The organism is Deinococcus misasensis DSM 22328 (genome assembly GCF_000745915.1).
GTDB classification, from domain to species: Bacteria; Deinococcota; Deinococci; order Deinococcales; family Deinococcaceae; genus Deinococcus_C; species Deinococcus_C misasensis.
In genome coordinates, this window is record NZ_JQKG01000018.1 from 30,179 (window position 1) to 50,940 (window position 20,762).

Consider the following 20,762-nt stretch of genomic DNA (forward strand, 5'->3'; position numbering starts at 1 on the left):
GCTATCATGAAACCATGAAAAAATTCTTGTTGGCCCTGACCTTGATGCTGGCCCCTGTTGCAATGGCCCAAACTGTCGCTGAAATGCTGGTGGTCACCTCGATCGCGGCAACCCTGGACAGCAAAATTTCTGTTCCAAAAGGCACGTATGGATACACCAATGTTCAATACGCCATGAATTTTGCCAAAAGCCTTGGCAACGACAGCGCACGTTACACCGATTACCAGTTGTATGTGGCCACAGGCATCACCACCAAGTTGGCTCCTGCATTTGTGCAGCAACTGGAAACCAACTTTGCCGCGGCAGGCTATTTCAAAACCTCAGGAACCACCTCTGGAACCACCACCCGCAGTGAATTCACCAACGATGCAGGCAAAATCCTTTTGTTGTTCACTTCTTACCAGAAAGATGCCGTGTACTTTCTGGTGGGTCGCAAAAAGTAAGCCAGACAGACCATGACACCCCAAAACCTGCTGTTCTAAGCTGAGACATGAGCAGACCAAAAATCATGCCAGGACAGCAGGTTTTTCTGGGCCAATTGCAAAAAGAAGACCTTCCCGAAATTTACAAACACATCAATGGTGTGGAAATCGCCACACTTTCTGGAGGATTTGCAGCACCTGTGTCTCTGGAAAGCCAGACCCAGTGGTATGAACAGAACCACAAAAACCCCGCGCGGGTGGATTTTGGCATTTTCCTCAATGAAACAGAGCAACTGATGGGTACCGTTTCCCTGAAAAGCATCAACCATCACCAGCAAACTGCAGGTCTGGGGATTGTGATCTTCCGTCAAGAACACCTTGGAAAAGGCCATGGAACAGAAGCCAGCCGTCTGATGGTGGAGTACGGCATGTTTCACCTGAACCTCTACAACATTGATTTGCTGGTTTTGAGCAACAATGTCCGGGCCATCCGTGCCTATGAAAAAGCAGGGTTTCAGACCCTCGGCAAACGAACAGGCTGCTTTGTGCTGGGTGGACAAAGGTTGGATGGCACGTGGATGGACATTGTGCGGGATGAAGTGGACCTGTCCCACCTGAGGACCCGGTATTTTGGCACCAGAGCGCAGAGAGGCACCCCATGAGGCCCATCCTGTTTCGAGGGGAAAAAGTGATGCTGGGTGTGGTGGAACGCACCGACATTCCTGAAATTGCGCCTTATTTCCAGAATCCAGCCATGACCATGTACATGTATGGGTATGGAAAGACCACTTCTCTGGAAGAGGAGCACCAGTGGTATGAGAACACCCTCAACGATCCGAACAATGTCACTTTTGGAATTCTGACACTGGAAGGTCTCCTGATTGGAACGTGCTCATTGTTTGGCATCAATCACCGCTCAGGAACCGCCACTTTTGGCATTTGCATCTGGAACCCAGAGTTCTGGAGTCAGGGTTATGGGACAGAAGCCACCCAACTGATGGTGGAATATGGGATGTTCCACCTCAACCTCTACAACATTGACCTGATTGTATATTCATTCAATCCTCGGGCCATTCAGGCCTACCTGAAAGTGGGCTTCCGCGAGGTGGGACGCCGCCGGGGGGCAGCTTTGTTGGGGGATGAACGTTTTGACAAAGTCTGGATGGAAATCCTGCGGGATCAGGTGAACCTGGAGCGCATGCAGGGCATGGTGTCCTTGATGCAAAGTGGTCCCAAACCCTGAGCAAAAATGGTACTGTTCAAAAGTGCTCTGGATGGGCAAAATGGAACATGTTTCCTGTGATGGCATCCGAAAGCCACTGGCAGGAAAACCGCGGTTTGAACAACGCATATTTATGCCAAAACCGCACCGTCTGAAACGCTAGAAGTTTCAGCTTGACCCTCATCCACACCCTTTAAAATAAGGCAACAAGGAGAAGCACATGACTGCAACCACCCCCAACTGGCTGGAACTCGAACAAAAATACGACAGCGGCGTGTACAACAAGCACCAGGTCGTGATGGTCAAAGGCAAAGACGCCACCGTGTGGGACAGCGAAGGCAATGCTTACATCGACTGCGTGGGCGGTTATGGTGTGGCCAACATCGGACACTGCAATGACGATGTGGTGGCAGCCATCAAAGAGCAGGCCGAAACCCTCTTGGTGATGCCCCAGACCCTTCCCAACGACAAGCGAGCCGAATTCCTTGATGAACTGGTCAGCGTGCTTCCAGAGGGCCTGAACCGGGTGTTCCTGTGCTCCACAGGCACCGAAGCCATGGAGGCTGCCAAAAAGTTCGCCGTGACCGCCACCGGCGGACGCACCAAATTCATCTCCATGAAACGCGGCTTCTCTGGGCGCACCCTGGGTGCTCTGGCTTTTACCTGGGAGCCCAAATACCGTGAGCCCTTCAAAGGCGTGATGGACCAGAACGTGGAGTTCATCACCTACGGGGACATTGAAGCCCTGAGAGCCGCCATCGATGACAACACCGCCGCAGTGATCATGGAGCCTGTGCAAGGTGAAGGTGGCGTGCGCCCCGGATCTGTGGAATTCATTCAGGCTGCCCGTGAACTCACCAGAGCAAAAGGTGCCCTCTTGATTCTGGACGAAATCCAGACTGGCTTTTGCCGCACCGGAAAAATGTTCGCCTGCGAGCACTCTGGCGTGGTCCCTGACGGCATGACCCTCGCCAAAGCCATGGCAGGTGGGGTGCCCATCGGTGCTTTTGCCATGAACGCCGAAGTGGCAGACAAAATGCCCAAAGGCGGTCACGGCACCACTTTCGGCGGTAACCCTCTGGCCATGGCTGCAGGTGTGGCTGCCATCCGCTACATGAAGCGCAACCAGCTCTGGAAGCAGGCAGAAGAAAAAGGCAACCACTTCATGCAAAAACTGCGTGAAATTGGCAGCCCCAAAATCCGCGAAGTGCGCGGTCTGGGCCTGATGATCGGCGTGGAACTCAAAGAGAAGAGTGCCCCCTACATCACCGCTCTGGAACATGAGCACCACGTCCTGACCCTGCAGGCCACCCCTCTGGTGGTGCGCTTCCTGCCCCCCATTTCGATTTCCTACGAGCAAATCGATCAGGCTGTAGCAGCATTCAAAACCGTGCTGGAGAATGTAGAAGGCTGAACTTCTTTATTTTGCTGGGGTCCTCAGTCAGGGACCCCATTTTTTATTTTTTGTCTTGCATCTGCTGGTTGAACTGCTGGCTCTGGTTTCTGGGAATGCTCAGGGTCTGCCAATCTTCACTTTTCAAGTGCTTGGCCAGAAACACCATTTGACCCACATGGTAGGACACATGGGCAATTTGGCGCTCAATCGCCTCCAGAATGGTATGGTCCTCACCACGGATTTTGACTTTGTAGTGCAAATCAGGCACATCATCCAGAGCCTGAAAAGCCAGAGTCCAACCCTTTTCCCACGCAGCCATCAGGGATGCTCGGGTGTCTCCATCCATGATGAATTCCTGATCCCTGTGGCGGTCAGGCTTTTCACCATCTTCACTCAGATAATTTTCCCATCTGGAACGCATGTTTCCCGCCAGATGCTTCACAATCAATGCGGTGCTGTTGCTTTCAGGGTCGAGCAAGAAGAAAAACTGTTCATCCGAAAGCTGGGCCATGGCTTTTTCAGCCATGTTGCGGTAATTGGTGAACACTTTGCGGACCGTATTCAGGTAATGCAAGCTCAATTCATCCATGATTGACTTTAAACCCGAAGACCAGAGGCAAAAGTGAAACCTTTACGGATGGGCAGGAGGTCTCTCAAAATCCCCTAAAATGACCCCATGACCCAGTGGATTGTTGAAGGCTTCGAAAACGGCTTCGTGCGTCTGGAACACGGAGATCACTTGCTGGATTTTCCTGTGCAGTTGCTTCCACAAGTGAAAGTGGGGGATGTGCTGTTTTTGGAACAGGAAGCCGGATGGTTTCGTTTTGTGTTGGATGAACAGTCCACCCGGCAAGCCCAGCAAGAAGCCATCACCGCTCTGGCAGACCTCAATGCAGATGCTCCCGAGGGAGACCTCAAAATATGAACAACAAATTGCCCCCTGTGATGGTGCTCATTTTGAGCCTTCTGCTGGCTGGATATTACCTTCTGAAACCCGATCAGGACTCTGGAAGTGGAGGAAGCACCCCCCCTACACCCACAGGACCTTCAGAGAAATTTGATCCCTCTGGAGGGCTCATGAAAATCCAGTTTCTGGATGTCGGGCAAGGCGATGCTGTGCTGGTCACCAGTCCACAGGGGAAAACCATGCTGTACGACGGTGGTCGCAGCACCTCCCGCATGAAGGAAGCCATCGCTGAATTGGGCCTCAGCAGACTGGACATCATGGTGGCGAGCCATGGAGATTTCGACCACATCAATGGCCTCAATGAAGCCGTGAAACTGAAACCTGCCTACTTCATCAACAACGGAATTGCTGCCGATACGCAGGCTTTCAGGAAACTCACTGCTGCAGTGAAAAAAGTCAAAGCACAAGGTCTGGTGGCCAAGGACCGGACCATCGATCTGGGAAGCATCAAGCTGCGTGTGCTGGACATTCCCAAAGGTCTGGGCGATGACCAGAACGCCAACAGTGTGGGCATTCTGATCCAGAGGGGCACGTTCAAAGCCTTCTTGGGCGGAGACAGCGAAAAAGACACCATGGAAGGCTGGAAAAACCAGTACAGCAAAATCCTGACCGGAATCAACGTTTACAAAAGCGCCCACCACGGCAGCCCACACAACGACAACGCTGATTTTCTGTCCATGTTGCAACCTCAGGTGATCGTGATCGGGGTGGGTCTCAACAACTATGGACACCCTGCCCCTGAGGCCCTGAAGCTGTACAAAGCCTACAGCAAATCGGTGTACCGCACCGACAAAAACGGCATGGTCACCATTGAAGTGGATGCCAACGGCAATTACCGGGTTCAAACCGAAAAAGGCAAAAAACAATAAAATGACCCCATGGAAGAAGACCTGAAAAACGCCCTCCGTGAATACACCGATGCTTACCTGCAGAACGAATCCCTTGAGACCCTGACCGATCTGCTGGAAGTGGTGTTCTCTCTGGCCGCCACCCACGGGATTTCCAGCGTGGAACTGCAAGCTCTGGTGATGGAAAAACTGGTGCGTCAGGAACGGCTTGAGGCTTTGCTGTAACCCATCCCGCTTCGCTCCTCCCCTCCTCAGGGGAGGTTTTGCTTGACCCTCCTGCAGGGGACGGGTTGTACCCTGAGGTCAAAGGAGGGGAATGAAAAAGCTGATTTCCATTGGTCGGTTTGCCCAGTTGACTGGCCTGAGCGTCAAAGCTTTGCGTTTTTATGAGGCCGAAGGTTTGCTGCTGCCTGCGGTGGTGGACCCTGAAACCGGCTACCGTTATTACCGCTTTTACCAGAGGGGCCTGGCCGAACGCATCCGGAGTTTGCGGGAACTCGACCTGCCTCTGGACGAGGTGCAGCAGGTGGCGCAGGCAGACCTCACAGTGCAGCAAGCCCTGCACAACCATGCCACAAGACTGGAATTTCAGATCCGTGAGCAGCAGGCATTGCTGCAGCGCCTTTATCTCGCCCAGAAAGACATGCAGGATCATCCGGTGCAGGTACAGCACCGGTCACCTTACAGTGTTCTGGCTCTGCAGCACAGCACTTCACTGGCCACTTGTGAACAGGACCGGGAACGGGTGCACCAGCAATTGCTGGAACAGGCCAGAGCGCACCGCCTGAAACCCACAGGGTCCCCATACACCCATCATCCTCCGCAGGGGGGCTTTGATCCGGACCAGTATCAGGCCATTTTTTGCTTGCCTGTGCATACCAGTGGATCAGACACACGGCAAGGATTCTCTGGAACGGTGCTCAGCACCCTGCATGTGGGAGATTACACCCACCTGTATTTGGCTTATCAGGCACTGGAAGCCTGGGTGGAAAAGCATGCCCTGAAACGCCTCAGTCCATGGTGTGAAAGTTATTTGGCCGGACTGGGGGACGGAGAAAAACCCATCACCGAGATCTGGTGTGTGATCGAAGGAGAACCCACATGAAAAAGCTGCTGTTGGTCGGTGGAATGTTGTTCAGTGGTCTGTCCCTTGCCCAGCGTCCCATCACCCTGAAAACCAGCGACGGTGTGACCCTGCATGCCCTGCATTATCCAAACCCTGAAGCAAAGGCGGTCTTGCTGATGTTCCATCAGGCAGGTTCCAACAAAGCAGAATATGCCCCCATTGCGCCCGAGTTCGTCAAAATGGCCTTTGCAGGTCTCGCCCTTGACCAACGCTCTGGAGGAAGCCTTTTTGGAGCGGACAACCAGACCGTGAAAGGTGCCAGCAGAACCTACAGTTACACCGAAACCCTGCCAGATTTTGATGCAGCCATTGCATGGGCCCAGAAAGCACATCCCGGCAAACCCATCTGGCTCATGGGGAGCAGCTATTCTTCGGCTCTGGTCTTTGTGGTGGCTGCAAAGCATCCCGAGGTCAGGGCCCTTCTCAGCTTTTCACCTGACGAATATGGTGAGGGGAACACTGCCATCAAAGATGCTGCCAAAAAAGTGCAGCGCACTGCAGTGTTCATCACCTGTGCCAAAGGCGAGACCGAAGCTGCCAGAGCAATTTTTACAGCCGTCAAAAGCCCACAGAAAACCCTGTACGTCCCCGACAAATTCGGCAAGCACGGGGCCAGCATCCTGCATCCCGAGATGTCCATTTTTGGAGGCAAAGAAACCTGGGACGCTGTGAAAGCCTTTGTGAAAAAGCACCTGAAGTAGCTGCAACCTCCAGCTTTCTCTGGCTGAACTTCGCTCTGTCCAGCATCCAAAAAATCCCCCTCGCCAGAGGGGGACAACTTCGAGTGAAACGAGAAGCAGGGGGTAAGAAGCAGGGGTCAATCGTCGTCGTTGGAAAGGACCGCAAGGAAAGCTTCTTGTGGCACTTCGACGGTTCCGATTTGCTTCATGCGGGCTTTGCCCTTTTTCTGCTTGTCCAACAGTTTCTTCTTGCGGGAGATGTCCCCACCGTAACACTTGGCCAGCACGTCTTTGCGGTAGGCTTTCACGGTGGCACGGGCAATGATTTTGCCTCCGATGGTGGCCTGCACAGGAACCGCCCACATCTGTCTGGGGATCACATCGGCCATCTTGTCCACGATTTTGCGGCCCAGAGAGTAGGCCTTGTCTTCGTGGATGATCACGGCCAGAGCGTCCACCAGTTCGTTGTTGACCATGATGTCCACCTTCACCAGATCCCCTTCGCGGTAACCGATCTGCTCGTAGTCCATGCTGGCATAACCCCGCGAAATGGATTTCAGGCGGTCGTGGAAATCATAAAGGATCTCTGCAAAAGGGACCTCATAGAGCAGTTCCACGCGGCGACCGGGATAATTCATGGTGATCAGAACGCCCCGGCGCTCTTGCAGCAGTTGCATCACAGGCCCAACGTACTCCTCGGGGAGCATGATCGAGAGCTTGATGTAAGGCTCTTCAATCAGTTCGATGCGGTCACGGGTGGGAAATTCTGCGGGGTTCTGGGTTTCCAGCACGGTCCCATCCGAGAGGGTCAGGCGGTAGACCACTGCGGGGGCGGTGGCGATCAGGTCCAGATCGAATTCACGCTCCAGACGTTCTTGCACGATTTCGGCGTGAAGCAGCCCGAGGAATCCACAACGGAAACCGAATCCCAGAGCTTCTGACGTTTCTGGCTCAAAGCTGAAGGCAGCGTCGTTCAGTTGCAGTTTTTCCAGTGCTTCACGCAGCTTGCGGTAATCTTCGGTGCTGGTGGGATAAAGCCCCGAGAACACCACCGGTTGGGCAGCTTTGAATCCCGGAAAGGGCGTATCGGTGGGTCGGTCTTTCTGGGTGATGGTGTCACCGACCAGCGCATCATGGATGTCCTTGATGCTGGCTGCCACCCATCCCACGGCCCCGGCTTTCAGTTCATCTCCAACCACCAGACCGGGTGAGAAGAAACCCACCTTGTCCACATCGAAGGTCTTGCCCGTGGACCACATCATGATGGTGTCTTTGGGCCGGAGGGTTCCTTCCAGAACACGAATGAAGCTGATCACGCCCTGATAAGCATCATAGAAGCTGTCAAAAATCAGGGCCTTGAGGGGGGCTTCGGGATCTCCGGGCGGCTCGGGAATGCGCTCCACGATGGCTTCCAGAATCTCTTCAATGCCAATTCCCGATTTGCCAGAGGCACGAATGGCGTCGTCTGCAGGAATGCCAATCACATCTTCGAGCTCTCTGGCGGCAGATTCGGGGTCTGCAGCCGGAAGGTCGATTTTGTTGATCACCGGAATGATCTCCAGGTTGTTGTCGATGGCGAGGTAAGCGTTCACGATGGTTTGCGCTTCCACACCCTGAGAAGCGTCCACGAGCAGCAACACGCCTTCACAGGCGGAGAGGCTGCGGGACACCTCATAGTTGAAGTCCACGTGTCCGGGGGTGTCGATCAGGTTGAAGGTGTATTCGGTCCCGTCGGTGGGTCTCTTGTAGGTCAGGCGCACAGGTGTGCTCTTGATGGTGATGCCACGCTCGCGTTCCAGTTCCAGGGTGTCCAGGGTCTGGTCTCGCTTGTCGCGCTCTCCCATTGCCCCGAGTTTTTCGAGGATGCGGTCTGCCAGGGTGCTTTTCCCATGGTCCACGTGCGCGATGATGCTGAAGTTCCGTACGTTCACGTAAAGAGTGTACAACGACTTGCTGAAAATCACTGCATGCTTTGCTGGTCAGTGTTCTTCATTTGTGGGCTTTTCTGCAAGAGGGCATGGATTACCATGCTTGAATGAACCTTCGGACTGAATTTTTACCTCCAGTGCTGGATCTGGAGTTGATCGGTCAGGTGGCCCATCTGGCCCAGCAACTTCAGGATGCGTCAGAGCAACCAGATTGCCCCTTGCTTACAGAATTCAACCGCCTGACCGGCCAGCAGTATGTGCATGCACATTTTCGTGGAATTTCAGGGGCTCTGGATGCCCATGACTTTGCAGAAATTGCCATGAGTCCTGTGCAGTATTTTCCTGATGTGCAGGACAGTGAATTTCTGGAAATCATCGCTTTTCTGCTGGAAGGCAGAGGAACCGAAAGAGAACTCGCTTACTGGCTGGAATTTTTGCACCTGCACCTTCCCCATCCTGCCCCTTCAGACCTGATCTTTTTTGATGCCCTTTCTGCACCAGAGGTTCTGGAACGCCTGAAAACCCACCGCCCTCTGGAAAGGTGAACACACTCCTCATCCCATCTCAGGGAGGCTGTGCTACCTGTAGAGCATGAAACCGCTTTTGATTTCCGTTGCACTCATGTGTTCTTTTGCTTACGCGCAAGTGGCTCTGGTGCCACTGGACAGCCGTCCGGTCAACCGAATTTACCCGGTCAAACTGGCTGCCCTGAAAGGAAAAGAAACCCACGTCCTGCCGTGGTACCGTCTGGGCAGAGGTCAGGTCTCTGGAGACATTCAGGAAATTCAGAACTGGATTTCGCAGCAAAAGGATGCCGAAGTCCTGATCGTTTCTCTGGACAGTGTGGCTTATGGCGGACTGGTGCAGTCCAGAGGCGTGGACCTGCCTGCAACAGAGGCCATTGAACGATTGCAGGTGGTCAAAAAATGGAAACTGGAAACCGGAAAACCGGTTTATGCCAGCATCACCATCCCGAGGCATCCGGACGCCAAATACCGTGAACGCAACCTGACCGTGATCCGCGAAATGATGGGGTGGGCCAAAGATGGCATCTTCACCGATTTGAGGGTGACGTGGGACGATGCCGTGTCTGGCTCTCCTGCGGTTAAAGAAGCCAACAGCTTAAAATCCCTCTTGGCACCCAACATCCACCTGTATCCCGGCGCAGACGAAGTGGCCAGTGCTCTGGTCGCCACTTACCTGAGTCCAGAAACCCGAACCTTAAAAGTGCAATATTCCGATCCTGAAAAAGCCAAAGAAGTCATCAAGTACGATGGCCTTCCATTGACCGAAAGCGTGAAACTGCATGCAGGCAGCGTGGGTTTTCAGGTTGTCAATGGGAATGCTGACTTGACCCTTTTTGTTTTCAATGGTGTTCAGGACGACCCGAGGTTCACTGCAGTGGCCCTGAACCAGATCAAAGGTCCTCTGACGGTGGTGGATGTGAACCGGGTCAATCAGGGGACCTTTAGGCTCTGGAAAGACCTGACCACGCTGGGCAAAACCCCACAACTTTTAAGCCTCTCTGGCTGGGGAACACCGGGCAACAATCTGGGAACCGCCCTTTCCCATGCCAAACTGGCCCTTTCTGGCGTGGATGCCACACGTCAGCAGGAAGTGCTGGCCTATGAATATGCCAATGACGTGTGGTTCAGCGCGATGGTCCGACCTGACATCCGCAAGCACTTTCAGGAAAACCAGATGGGATCCAAAGAGGCCTGGGAATACCTGCAAAACAAACTGCCCGAGCTGAAACTGTTCTCGGGTTTTGTGGTGAAGGGTGCAGGACTCCCTTGGGAAAGGTCTTTTGAGTGGGAATTCGAACTGGATCGGGCTTTGCCCTGAGATTCAGGCTTGGGTTTTTGAACGGGCAGGGAGGGTGGTGATCACCACAGCACCCAGCACCACCACGGCACCCACAAGAGCCAGTGGGGCCAGCACCTCTCCGAACACCAGTGCTGCCAGAACCGCTGCAATGACCGGTTCGAGGCTGGCAATCACGCTGGCCTGCACCGCTGGAAGGCGTTTGAGGGCTGCACTGTAAGCCCAGTACGCAAAATACGTTGCAAACACCCCAATACACACCAGAATCCCCCATGCCACAGCAGTTTTGGGCTGAAACTCCACGAAAGGATACAGGCCCAATGCTGCAACAGGCAAGGCCAGAGCATACAGGCTGATCGGGGTGTACTTGTGAAAATACAGCTTGCCATACAGGTAATACAGGGCGTAAGTAAATCCAGCCAGCAAACCCCATCCCAGACTGACAGGTGTGACGCTCACTTTGCTGCCTCCGCCCAGAGAGATCAGGGCCACGCCCACAATGGTCAGGAGCACCAGCAAGGCGTTTTTCAGGCCAAAGCTTTCTTTGAGGAACACTGTGGCCATGACTGCCACAAAAGCCGGAGCGGTGTACAGCAAAACGCTGGCCAGACTGACCCCTCCTGTGTTCACAGCCAACTGGTACGATCCGTAAAACACACTGCCTCCCAGCAGACCAAACACCACGGTGGCCCAGATGTCCGGGGTCTTCAAAGCGGGATCCCGGGTGATTCGGCTGTGCAAGAGGTACAGACCTCCGGCCATCACGGCACGCCAGAAAGCCACTTCCAGAGGGGTGAGTCCTTGCTGGACCGCCAGTTTGCCAAAAATCCCGAGGGTGCCCCACAGGGCAGCAGCCAAGAGCAACAGAAAGTAAGGCATGTCAGTCCAGCTTTGCGTCGTACTTGTAGTCTTGCTTTGCAGCAGGGGCGTTGCGACGGTTCATCAACACGATGGTGGCCACCACCACGCCAATCATGCCCAGAACGCCCATCGCCAGCAAAATCCATGGGCGGATGTCTTGCAAGTTGCCCACTCCGGGCAGGGTGCGCTGGATGTAGTGGCGTCCTTGATCCGATTCAGAGAGCACATCCACAGGCACAGGTGGATTGTTGAGTCGGCTGCTCAGGTGAAAAGGGTTGCTGTCGTTCACTGGAGCCACCAGACCGCTCGGGGTGAGGGGATCAAACAAACTGACCGTCACCCAGTATTCGTATTTTCCAGCTGGAATGGGGGTTTTGATCTGGATGTTGCTTCCAGAGGCACTCACCTGCAAATCGGATGCATTGAGTTTCTCGGGCTCCATTTTGGGCACCCGGTAAAATTCCTTTTCAAAACCGGACAGGTGGATGTGGTATTGCCAGCCCTGCCCCGGAGGGGTTTCAAAACCGGTTTCGCCCAGTTTGACGCTGCCCCCCACCCTCGTTTTGATGAAAATGTCCACAATGGAAGTGGAAAACCCCATCGGCGCACCCAGAGGGTTGGCCAGAGCCCCCAGACCCACTTCGAGGGTCAGTTTGCCATTGTCATCGCTGGCAGTGAAGTTGCGCAGGTCAAGGGTGTTGAGTTCTGTGCTGGACAGGTTTTCAGGAAGGTGGTAGGTTCCGTCCCCTTTCTGGTCGCCACTGGGATCAGGGGCATTCAGCAGGAGGGTGGCAAGGACAGCAGAAATGAGCACTCTGGCAGTATAAAACAACCTTCACCCATTGTCAGGGGGACGTTTTGACAACACACCATCCAGAACATGAAAAAATCCCCTCTGCTTCAGACAAAAGGGGATTTCAGCAACTGGTGTAAACGCTTCACAGGGTGGATTTTCGTCTGGGGTTGGTCAGGAGTTCTGTGATGGCTCTGGACACCAAATAAGGATCGTGTTGCCCTTTGCCAATGGCCACCAGAGGGGCACGTTCCACCCGACCAAGCCATTTGTCAGACAGTGGATCTTTGCTGAGTTCACGGGCTCCCTGTTGTTCGTAACGGCCCAGCACCTCGGGTTGCAAGGGACTGTCATTGACCAGAATGAAATCCGGGTCACGGCGGATGTGTTTGACCAGCATGTCGATGTGGGCTTCCAGACTGAGGTCATCGGTCTCACCGGGTTCAGACATGATGTTGGTGACATATACCAGCTTGGCTTTGCTCTGGGCCATCGCCTGCCGCACTTCAGGGACCAGCACCGTGGGAATCAGGGAGGTGAAAAGGCTTCCTGGTCCGATCACAATCAGGTCTGCATCCAGCAGGTCTTCGATGACTTCTCTGGGGGCACGCACTTCTGGAGGATCAAGGCGCATGCGGTTGATGGTTCGGCCTTTGCGAAGCTCCCCGAGTTGGCTTTCCCCAAAAATCACTTCACCGTTCTGCAGTTCAGAAACCAGCACTGCAGGATCGTGGGTGGCCGGGAACACACGCCCTCGCACTTTCAGGATGTCGTTGAGGTCGTGTGCAGCACCTTCAAAATGGCCCCGTTCTTCGGAGAGGGTGGCCAGCATCAGGTTGCCGAAGGTGTGACCCTCAATGCCTTCTCCTCTGCTGAAACGGTGCAACAGCAACCGGGCCAGCACTGGAGAGTCTGAAAGGGCAGCAAAACAATCGGTCATGTCTCCGGGAGCAATCATGTGCAGGTCACGGCGCAACTTCCCAGAGCTGCCTCCATCATCGGTGACCGCCACCACCGCGGTGATGTTGCTGGTGTATTCTTTCAGGCCCGAGAGCAGGTTGCTGAGGCCCGTTCCGCCCCCAAGGGCCACGATTTTGGGACCTCGGGCAAGGGCATTCTTGGAGTACATCTGGTCTGCCGCCTGTGAAGGTTCAAGGCCTGTCAGCTTCAGGAAGGTGCGGTTCAGGTTGAGCACACTCCAGATGGCTCCAGCAAGGGCAAGCAGGGTCACGAACAGACCCACCACCCACAGGGGCATCAGTTCTGGATTGGTGAACTGGTTGAGAAACAGAATCCATTTGGTGGCGACAAAACGGTAAGGTCCGGTCCACACGAAGTGCAGAAAACCCACCATCAAGATGCTCAGACTCAGGATGAGAATGAAGAAGTAGCGCTTGACGTTCATGCCTGGAGTCAACCATTTGGCCACCCTTCCTGCTGTGGCAGACCGCTCGCTGATGCGGCGAACTTCATGGTGCCAATTCATGTGTCAATCCTCCATTGGGAAGTGTGTACGTCCAGACGGTTTGCTCTGGTGGGCACACGGTTGTTCAAATCTGGTGTTGCAGCCGAAACTTGCAGCAAGTGTATGGGAAACACTTCATCGTCGGTTCAAGGATAGCCGAAAAAGCGGGTTGAAGATGTGAGCATGGTGGTCGCTTTTTCATGGTGCAACATCCAAAATCTCAGGCGATGCATGCTGGCAGGCTGTTTTTCACTGTACTCCTTGAACCTGACCAACACCAGAGACTTTTCTCATGGAGTTTTAACGGTCTTTGACCAACTCGCTCACCTTCAGGGTCAATATTCCCCTTTTTGAATGTCCCTGTGGTCTTTGAGTTGTGGATTGTAATCGGCAAGGTCATGCAAGAGGGCTTCGGTGATGGCCACGCTGCGGTGTCTTCCTCCTGTGCAACCAATCGCCACGGTGTAGGCCCGGCGTCCTGCTTTTTCTGCAAGATCAAGGGTGCTTCTCAGGAAATGCACCAGGGTCTGGTAGTAGGTGTGGGTTTCAGGGGTGAACACGTAATTCTTGACCCCTTCTTCCAGCCCGGTCAACGGTCGCAGTTGTGGATCATAGAAGGGGTTGGGCAAACCGCGCACATCCAGCATCAAATCGGCATCTCTGGGCACCCCATGCTTGAACCCAAAAGAGAACAGCCTGAGGGTGAATTTGGAGTGGATGCTGAAAATTTGCTCCACTTTGCGGGCCAGTTGTTTCTCGGTCAGTTCGGTGGTGTCCACCACCAGATCGGCCACCTCACGGAGGCAAGAGAGCATTTCCTTTTCCCGGTGGAAGTCCATCAACAGGGAACGTTCTCCCAGAGGATGCTTGCGGCGGGTGAGGTTGTACCTCTGCAGCAACACATCTTCAGACGCTTCCAGAAAAAGCACCCTGGCTTCGGAGCGTTCCTGAAAGTCTTGCAGGTGGCGGTCGAGGTTTTCCAGAAAAGGCCACATGCGGGCATCGACCGTAAAAGCGTATTTTTGAATGCCGTGTGTGAGTGCCTGATCGTACATCTTGTCCCACAAGTCAGGCACCAGATTGTCCATCACAAAAAACCCGGCTTCTTCAAGGGCCTTGAGGGCTGTGTTCTTGCCCGAGCCCGAGAGTCCAGAGATGATCACCACTTCCATAAACAGCAGTGTACCCATTTTTTGTTCAGGCTGGGGTGAAAAACCAGCGGAATCTGGAAACCCCTTTTCCACTTCTTTGAATTTTCTGTTTCGGATTTTCAAAATCAAGACTTCTGAATGTTCACAAATGGGTGTTCTCAAAAGCTCTGGCCATGCTCTGATCACATGCCATCAATGTGCATCCCTGTACACAATCTTGAACTTTCTAAGCGCTTTCACAGCCGCATTGTGGTCCAGAAGGGATATAATTTGCAGATCTTATGACATTCCCCTTCCCTGTGAGGCAACTATGATGAGATCTATGTTACGAGGAACTGTGGTCGCGCTGAGTGGAATGCTGCTTTTCGGATGTGCTCCACAGGTGGCCCAGGACCCTGGCAAAGTGAACGTCACCGTGGCAACCGCCAAAGCCTCCTTCTACCCACACGAACTGGGACTTCAGTGGGAATTCCTGTTGCAGGACGATCGGCTTGATGCCCCTCCATACCGCATGACCGTGGAAGGCAACACCCTGTTCGGTGAGGAGGTCGCCACCCGTTTTGCTCTGGTGGGTCGCGGCGTGGAACGAGAATACTTCCGCACCTACACCGATGAAGGGGTGTACCTCCATGGCATGACCGTTCCTGGAGCGAAAATTGCCCTGAACCCTCCCATGCAAGAATACCCTTCCATCAAAGCCTGGAAGGTGGGTGCCCGCTGGTCTGGAAAAACCCAAATCACCTTGCTGGATGGCCGCGGTGTCCGTGACAAAGCAGATGTGGAGTACCGCTACACGGTGCTCGATCAACGCACTGTGAAACTCAACACCAGCAACCAGTCGTACTCTGTGTGGGTGGTGACCCGCCAACTGATTGGGGCAAAGGACATCCTGCCCGAGTCAAAAGAGTTTTACTTTGTACCGTATGTCGGTGAAGTGCTGACCCCGGATGGCTTCGTCTTAAAAAGCACCAATGCAGGTCAATGAACCTGCTGGAAAGGACACGATTGTGCTACTGGACCACATCAATGGACCCGAGGACCTCAAAAACCTCTCCCGGGAAGAACTTTCTCAGGTCGCGGATGAACTGCGTCAGGAAATCATCCGGGTGTGTGCCACTGGAGGTGGACACCTTGCCAGCAGTCTGGGTGCCGTTGAACTGATCACCGCTTTGCACCACGTTTTTGAAAGTCCCAAAGACCGCATTCTCTTTGATGTTGGACATCAAGCTTACGCCCACAAAATCCTCACTGGCCGCCGCGACCGCATGCAAACCATCCGCAAAGAAGGTGGCCTGTCCGGCTTCACCAAAGTCAGCGAATCTGAACACGATGCCATCACGGTGGGTCACGCCAGCACCAGCCTGGCCAACGCTCTGGGGATGGCTTTCGCCAGAGATGCCCTCGGACAGGATTACAACATTGTGTCTGTGATCGGAGACGGAAGCCTGACCGGCGGAATGGCTCTGGCAGCCATCAACCAGATTGGCTTCCAGCAAAAACGCATGCTGATCATCCTCAACGACAACGAAATGAGCATTTCGGAAAACGTGGGGGCCCTCAATCGGTACATGCGGACCCTGCAAGTGCAACGCTGGTTTCAGGATGTCGAAGATGCAGGCAAGAAAGCCATTCAGGCCTTCAGTCGTCCTCTGGCCCAGATGATGTCCAGAGCCAAAGACAGTGCACGCAACTTCTTTGATCCGGCTTCAGACAACCCTTTCAAAGCCATGAATGTGCGTTACGTCGGGCCCATTGATGGCCACGATCTTGAGCAACTGGTGTACATTCTGGGCAAAGTCAAAGACCTTGAAGGCCCCACCATGTTGCACGTGGTCACCAAAAAAGGCAAAGGGCTGGAATACGCCGAGAAAGACCCCATCAAGTGGCACGGTGCTGTTCCGCACGACCCAACCACTGGCAAAGCACCGGCCAGCAAAGGTTACAGTTGGTCCACGGCTTTTGGTGATGCCATGATCGAGCTGGCCAAGGAGGATCCACGCCTGTTTGTGATCACCCCGGCCATGCGTGAAGGCTCTGGACTGGTGAAATACAGCCAGACCCATCCCCACCGTTACACCGATGTGGGCATCGCTGAAGACGTGGCCGTGACTGTGGGCGCAGGCATGGCACTGCAAGGTCTGAAGCCTGTGGTCGCCATCTACAGCACCTTCTTGCAACGGGGATTCGATCAGGTCCTGCACGATGTGGCCATCGAAGACCTGCCTGTGATCTTTGCCATTGACCGTGGGGGAATGGTCGGAGCAGACGGAGCAACCCACCATGGGGTGTTTGACATCGCTTACCTGCGAACCATTCCTAATGTTTCGGTGGCCCTGCCCAAAGACACCTCTGAAATGCGTGCAATGTTCAAAGCCGCCATGAAACAAGGTGGTCCTGTGGCCATCCGTTACCCCAGAGGCAACACCGATCAGGTTCCTGAAGGCACCTGGCCTGAAATCGAGTGGGGTTCCTGGGAATGGCTGAACCCCGGCGAAGACGTGGTGGTTCTGGCAGGTGGGAAAGCTCTGGAGTATGCCCGAAAAGCCGTCCAAGACCTTCCACAGGTGGGTCTGGTCAATGCCCGCTTTGTGAAGCCGCTCGATGAGGAGATGCTGGAATACATTGGCCGCACCGCCAGAGCCATTGTGACGGTTGAAGACCACCAGAAGATGGGAGGGTTTGGTTCAGCGGTTTTGGAGTTTCTGGCAGATCGGGGCCTCAGTCCCAAAGTGCGGGTTCTGGGCATTCCTGACCAGTTCTATGACCATGCAGAGGTCTCCTCCATCCATGCCCAGGCCGGAATTGATGCTCAGGCCATTCGAACGGTCCTTGCAGAGCTGGGTGTAGACGTTCCCATAGAGATCTGAATGGGCTTTTTGGGATTGGCCTACAAAAACCTCTGGATTTTGTCCTCAAAACAGGTCACTTTGAAAGTGTAACAAGTTTGAAATGTTCAACAAAAACGGACCTTCGGGTCCGTTTTTGTTGTTACATGGAGAAAAATGTGCTTGTGAATTTAAAAACAAAGATACCCAATCTGCCTCCAAAAATTGAGAATGGTCTGAATCCAAGGAAAATCGCTGGTCTACTGCAGATTTTCCACAGGCTCAAAACCGGACTGAATTTCTTACATTTCAATAGAAAGTTTCTTTTCCACCCCAAAATCCCCAGAAATCCTATTTTTTCAATAAAAAATGTTGACGGTCAAAAAATGCCGTTTCACAAAAGAATAAAGGCCTAATCTTCATTACAAATTTGCATTTTTTAGGAGTGATGTGTAGCATAAACCTACCACTCACCATGACCAAAACCCCACAACCCCTGAAAAATGGCCTTTTTGGTCTTTGAAGGTTGCGAAATTGGTCAGGATCTCTGGAGGAGAGCCATGAACACCCTTACCAAAGTCACTGTGATGCCCAGCCTGCCCAAGCGCATCGAACGTTTGCAGGATCTGGCCTATAACCTTTACTGGTCCTGGACCCCCAGAGCACAGGAGCTGTATCAGGAACTCAACCCTGAAATCTGGGAGCGTTACCACAACAACCCCGTGCGCACCCTGATCGAAGTCAGCCAGAAAGACCTGCAGGCTGTCCTCAAAAACCCCGACTACCTTGAACGTTACGACCAGGTGATCAAAGACTTCGATGCTTACATCAAGCAGAAGAAGACCTGGTACTCCAAACAGAAACAAAAACTCTCGGGCAAGATCGCCTACTTCAGCGCCGAGTTTGCCTACGCCGAAAGCCTCCCCATCTACTCGGGCGGTCTGGGCGTGCTGGCCGGGGACCACTGCAAGAGCGCTTCTGACCTCGGTCTGCCTTTTGTGGGCGTGGGTCTGCTCTACCATCAGGGCTACTTCACCCAACTGCTGGACAAAGACGGCTGGCAGCAAGAGCGCTACGACGAGCAAAACCTCTCGACCTTGCCCATCGAACTGGCCCGCAAAGATGGCCGTGAACTGCGCGTGCACGTGGACATTCTGGGCCGCGACGTGCAGTCCCGGGTGTGGATCCTGCAAGTGGGCCGCATCAAGGTCTACCTGATGGACACCAACGTCCCCGAGAACTCCCCTGAAGACCGCAACCTGACCGCCCGCCTGTACGGTGGCAATCAGGAAATGCGCATCGCTCAGGAAATGATTCTGGGCATCGGTGGTGTGCGTGCCCTGCGTGCCCTGAATGAAAACATCGCCATCTGGCACATGAACGAAGGCCACGCTGCATTCCTCGGCATCGAGCGTGTGCGCGAATTCGAGCAGCAACTCGGGCTGTCTTTCCGTGAAGCTGTGGAACTGGCCGCTGCCAGCACCCTGTTCACCACCCACACCCCTGTGCCTGCCGGAAACGACGCTTTCCCCATGGACCTGATTGACCGTTACCTCGGCAGCTGGTACCACACCCTGAACGTCAGCCGCGAAGAGTTCCAAGAACTTGCCCGCCATGACCAGCCCTGGGGTCCCACCTTCAGCATGACCGTGCTGGCCCTGAAACTCTCCAGAGCCGCCAACGGGGTGTCTGCCCTGCACGGCGAAGTGTCCCGCAAGATGTGGAACTTCCTGTACCCCGGCGCACACCACACCGAAGTGCCCATCGGTCACGTCACCAACGGTGCCCACACCCTGACCTTCCTTGCTCAGGAACTGCGCGACCTGTTTGACCAGCACCTCCCCGAGGACTGGAAAGAGCGCGTGCACGAAAAAGACCTCTGGAACGATCTGGACAAAATTCCTGACGCCGAGTTCACCCAGGCCCTGCACGACCTCAAGAAGAAAATGGCCAAGTTTGTGCGTGAGCGCCTCAAGCGCCAGTACCTGCGTCACGGTGCCAGTGCAGCCCGCGTGGCCAGCGCTGAAAAAGTGCTCGACACCCACACCCTGACCATCGGCTTTGCCCGCCGCTTCGCCACCTACAAACGCGCCACCCTCCTGTTCCGCGACCTTGAGCGCCTCAAGCGCATCGTGAACAACCCCGAGCGTCCTGTGCAGTTCGTGTTCGCTGGTAAAGCACACCCCGCCGACAACCCCGGCAAAGAGTTCATCCAGCAGATCTACCGTTACGCTCAGGACCCCGAGCTGCAAGGCAAGATCGTGATCATGGAGAACTACGACATGGAAGTGGCCCGTCACCTCGTGCAGGGCGTGGACGTGTGGCTGAACAACCCCCGCCGTCCTCTGGAAGCTTCCGGCACCTCTGGAATGAAAGCCTCCTTCAACGGAAGCCCCAACCTCTCCATCCTTGACGGATGGTGGGTGGAAGGCCACGATCCCGTCAACACCAACGGCTGGGCCATCGGTGAAGAACGCGAATACGAGAACCTCGATGTTCAGGACGACGCAGACGCCTACAGCCTGTATGACCTGCTGGAAAACCACATCGTGCCCGCCTACTACGAGCGCGACGACTCCAAACTGCGCCACAAGTGGATGAACATCGCCCGTGCTGCCATCAAGTCTGTGGCTCCCCAGTTCAGCATGGCCCGTCAGGTCATCGACTACACCAAGCAGTACTACCAGACCCTGGACGCCCGCGCCCAGAGCATCAGCAAAGAAGACCTGAAAGCCGTGCGTCACATCGCTGGCTGGAAGAACTGGGTGCGCCAGCAGTGGAGCCGCCTCCACGTGGAAGCCTTCAGTGAACTTCCCGAGCATGCCAAACCCGGCGACGCTGTGAAGGTGTACGTGCGTGTGCAAACCGCTGGCATCGATCCCAACACCCTGCGTGTGGAAGGCGTCATCCGCCGCCAGAGTGACGATGTGCGCACCTTCGGTGTCCTGACCCTGCAAAGCAGTCAAGACGGCTGGGCCGAGTACGCTGGCGAAGTGGCCCTCCCTGAGAGCGGCACCTTCGAAGTGGGCGCACGGGTGATTCCTTACGTGTCTGACCTCAGCACACCTCTGGAACTTGGCCTGATCCGCTGGGCTTAACCATCTCCCCGGAGGGGGAGTCAAATCCCCCTCCCTTTGAAGTGTTTCTCATCTGTCTCTTGGTCTTTCTGATAAAATGGAAGCGCTTCAATCTTAACCACGCAAATCTACTCCCTTTCCATCCTTGATCGATCCGGCTGCAAGCGGCAAATTGCA

General features: G+C 54.4%; 20 protein-coding genes. 14 read left to right on the forward strand and 6 right to left on the reverse strand.

What is annotated here, in order from left to right:
• Positions 1-14: 14 nt before the first annotated feature.
• From Q371_RS13110 to Q371_RS13125, 4 genes are all read left to right on the forward strand, one after another.
• Positions 15-443, forward strand: a complete 429-nt coding sequence (locus Q371_RS13110; RefSeq protein ID WP_034341331.1) for a hypothetical protein — start codon at positions 15-17, stop codon at positions 441-443.
• Between the two features lie 47 nt (positions 444-490).
• The gene (locus Q371_RS13115) at positions 491-1,084 is read left to right on the forward strand and encodes a GNAT family N-acetyltransferase (RefSeq protein ID WP_051964291.1); all 594 of its coding nucleotides are present in this window, start codon (positions 491-493) and stop codon (positions 1,082-1,084) included.
• Positions 1,081-1,665 carry a GNAT family N-acetyltransferase gene (locus Q371_RS13120; RefSeq protein WP_034341332.1) on the forward strand — a complete coding sequence of 195 codons (585 nt, stop codon included), beginning with the start codon at positions 1,081-1,083 and terminating at the stop codon, positions 1,663-1,665. Before Q371_RS13115 ends, Q371_RS13120 begins: the two co-directional genes overlap by 4 nt.
• Positions 1,666-1,864: 199 nt before the next feature.
• Complete coding sequence (locus Q371_RS13125; RefSeq protein ID WP_051964295.1) at positions 1,865-3,058, forward strand: aspartate aminotransferase family protein; 1,194 nt, start codon at positions 1,865-1,867, stop codon at positions 3,056-3,058.
• A gap of 43 nt (positions 3,059-3,101) precedes the next feature.
• Here the strand turns inward: Q371_RS13125 and Q371_RS13130 are convergent, their stop codons facing one another.
• Positions 3,102-3,629, reverse strand: coding sequence for a DUF1572 family protein (locus Q371_RS13130; protein WP_034341333.1), 528 nt, complete (start codon positions 3,627-3,629; stop codon positions 3,102-3,104).
• 87 nt (positions 3,630-3,716) lie between these two features.
• Between Q371_RS13130 and Q371_RS13135 the strand changes: the two genes are divergently transcribed.
• The 5 genes from Q371_RS13135 to Q371_RS13155 all read left to right on the forward strand — a co-directional run bounded on the left by Q371_RS13135 (position 3,717) and on the right by Q371_RS13155 (position 6,682).
• Positions 3,717-3,965, forward strand: a complete 249-nt coding sequence (locus Q371_RS13135; RefSeq protein WP_034341334.1) for a DUF3006 family protein — start codon at positions 3,717-3,719, stop codon at positions 3,963-3,965.
• Complete coding sequence (locus tag Q371_RS13140) at positions 3,962-4,876, forward strand: ComEC/Rec2 family competence protein (protein ID WP_051964297.1); 915 nt, start codon at positions 3,962-3,964, stop codon at positions 4,874-4,876. The genes Q371_RS13135 and Q371_RS13140 overlap by 4 nt, the downstream gene beginning before the upstream one ends.
• A gap of 9 nt (positions 4,877-4,885) precedes the next feature.
• A complete protein-coding gene (locus Q371_RS13145) occupies positions 4,886-5,080 on the forward strand; it encodes a nucleoside triphosphate pyrophosphohydrolase family protein (protein WP_034341335.1) in 195 nt (64 codons plus the stop codon).
• A gap of 91 nt (positions 5,081-5,171) precedes the next feature.
• Positions 5,172-5,960, forward strand: a complete 789-nt coding sequence (locus tag Q371_RS25770; RefSeq protein WP_051964302.1) for a MerR family transcriptional regulator — start codon at positions 5,172-5,174, stop codon at positions 5,958-5,960.
• Entirely contained in the window at positions 5,957-6,682 is a 726-nt protein-coding gene (locus tag Q371_RS13155; RefSeq protein ID WP_051964305.1) for an alpha/beta hydrolase, read from the forward strand. The genes Q371_RS25770 and Q371_RS13155 overlap by 4 nt, the downstream gene beginning before the upstream one ends.
• 116 nt (positions 6,683-6,798) lie before the next feature.
• On the opposite strand, the gene lepA is transcribed toward Q371_RS13155, so the two are convergent.
• Positions 6,799-8,592: a translation elongation factor 4 gene (gene lepA, locus Q371_RS13160; RefSeq protein ID WP_084571426.1), complete on the reverse strand. Its 1,794-nt coding sequence runs from the start codon at positions 8,590-8,592 to the stop codon at positions 6,799-6,801.
• Between the two features lie 104 nt (positions 8,593-8,696).
• Here lepA and Q371_RS13165 point away from each other — a divergent pair, with 104 nt between their 5' ends.
• A complete protein-coding gene (locus Q371_RS13165; RefSeq protein WP_034341337.1) occupies positions 8,697-9,134 on the forward strand; it encodes a hypothetical protein in 438 nt (145 codons plus the stop codon).
• A 46-nt stretch (positions 9,135-9,180) separates the two neighbouring features.
• Positions 9,181-10,434, forward strand: a complete 1,254-nt coding sequence (locus tag Q371_RS13170; RefSeq protein WP_034341339.1) for a DUF4127 family protein — start codon at positions 9,181-9,183, stop codon at positions 10,432-10,434.
• A gap of 3 nt (positions 10,435-10,437) precedes the next feature.
• Here the strand turns inward: Q371_RS13170 and Q371_RS13175 are convergent, their stop codons facing one another.
• The 4 genes from Q371_RS13175 to rapZ all read right to left on the reverse strand — a co-directional run bounded on the left by Q371_RS13175 (position 10,438) and on the right by rapZ (position 14,704).
• Positions 10,438-11,292: a DMT family transporter gene (locus tag Q371_RS13175; protein ID WP_034341340.1), complete on the reverse strand. Its 855-nt coding sequence runs from the start codon at positions 11,290-11,292 to the stop codon at positions 10,438-10,440.
• Between the two features lies 1 nt (position 11,293).
• Positions 11,294-12,088 (reverse strand): glucodextranase DOMON-like domain-containing protein, encoded by a 795-nt coding sequence (locus Q371_RS13180; protein ID WP_034341342.1) that lies wholly within the window; start codon positions 12,086-12,088, stop codon positions 11,294-11,296.
• Between the two features lie 124 nt (positions 12,089-12,212).
• Positions 12,213-13,553, reverse strand: coding sequence for a gluconeogenesis factor YvcK family protein (locus Q371_RS13185; RefSeq protein ID WP_051964310.1), 1,341 nt, complete (start codon positions 13,551-13,553; stop codon positions 12,213-12,215).
• A 314-nt stretch (positions 13,554-13,867) separates the two neighbouring features.
• Entirely contained in the window at positions 13,868-14,704 is an 837-nt protein-coding gene (gene rapZ / locus Q371_RS13190) for an RNase adapter RapZ (protein WP_034341444.1), read from the reverse strand.
• 301 nt (positions 14,705-15,005) lie between these two features.
• On the opposite strand from rapZ, the gene Q371_RS13195 reads away from it, so the two are divergent.
• From Q371_RS13195 to glgP, 3 genes are all read left to right on the forward strand, one after another.
• Complete coding sequence (locus Q371_RS13195; protein ID WP_157442699.1) at positions 15,006-15,668, forward strand: hypothetical protein; 663 nt, start codon at positions 15,006-15,008, stop codon at positions 15,666-15,668.
• Positions 15,655-17,550 (forward strand): 1-deoxy-D-xylulose-5-phosphate synthase, encoded by a 1,896-nt coding sequence (dxs, locus tag Q371_RS13200; protein ID WP_084571424.1) that lies wholly within the window; start codon positions 15,655-15,657, stop codon positions 17,548-17,550. Before Q371_RS13195 ends, dxs begins: the two co-directional genes overlap by 14 nt.
• Before the next feature lie 518 nt (positions 17,551-18,068).
• Positions 18,069-20,606 (forward strand): alpha-glucan family phosphorylase, encoded by a 2,538-nt coding sequence (gene glgP / locus Q371_RS13210; RefSeq protein ID WP_034341447.1) that lies wholly within the window; start codon positions 18,069-18,071, stop codon positions 20,604-20,606.
• The last annotated feature ends 156 nt before the right edge of the window (positions 20,607-20,762 follow it).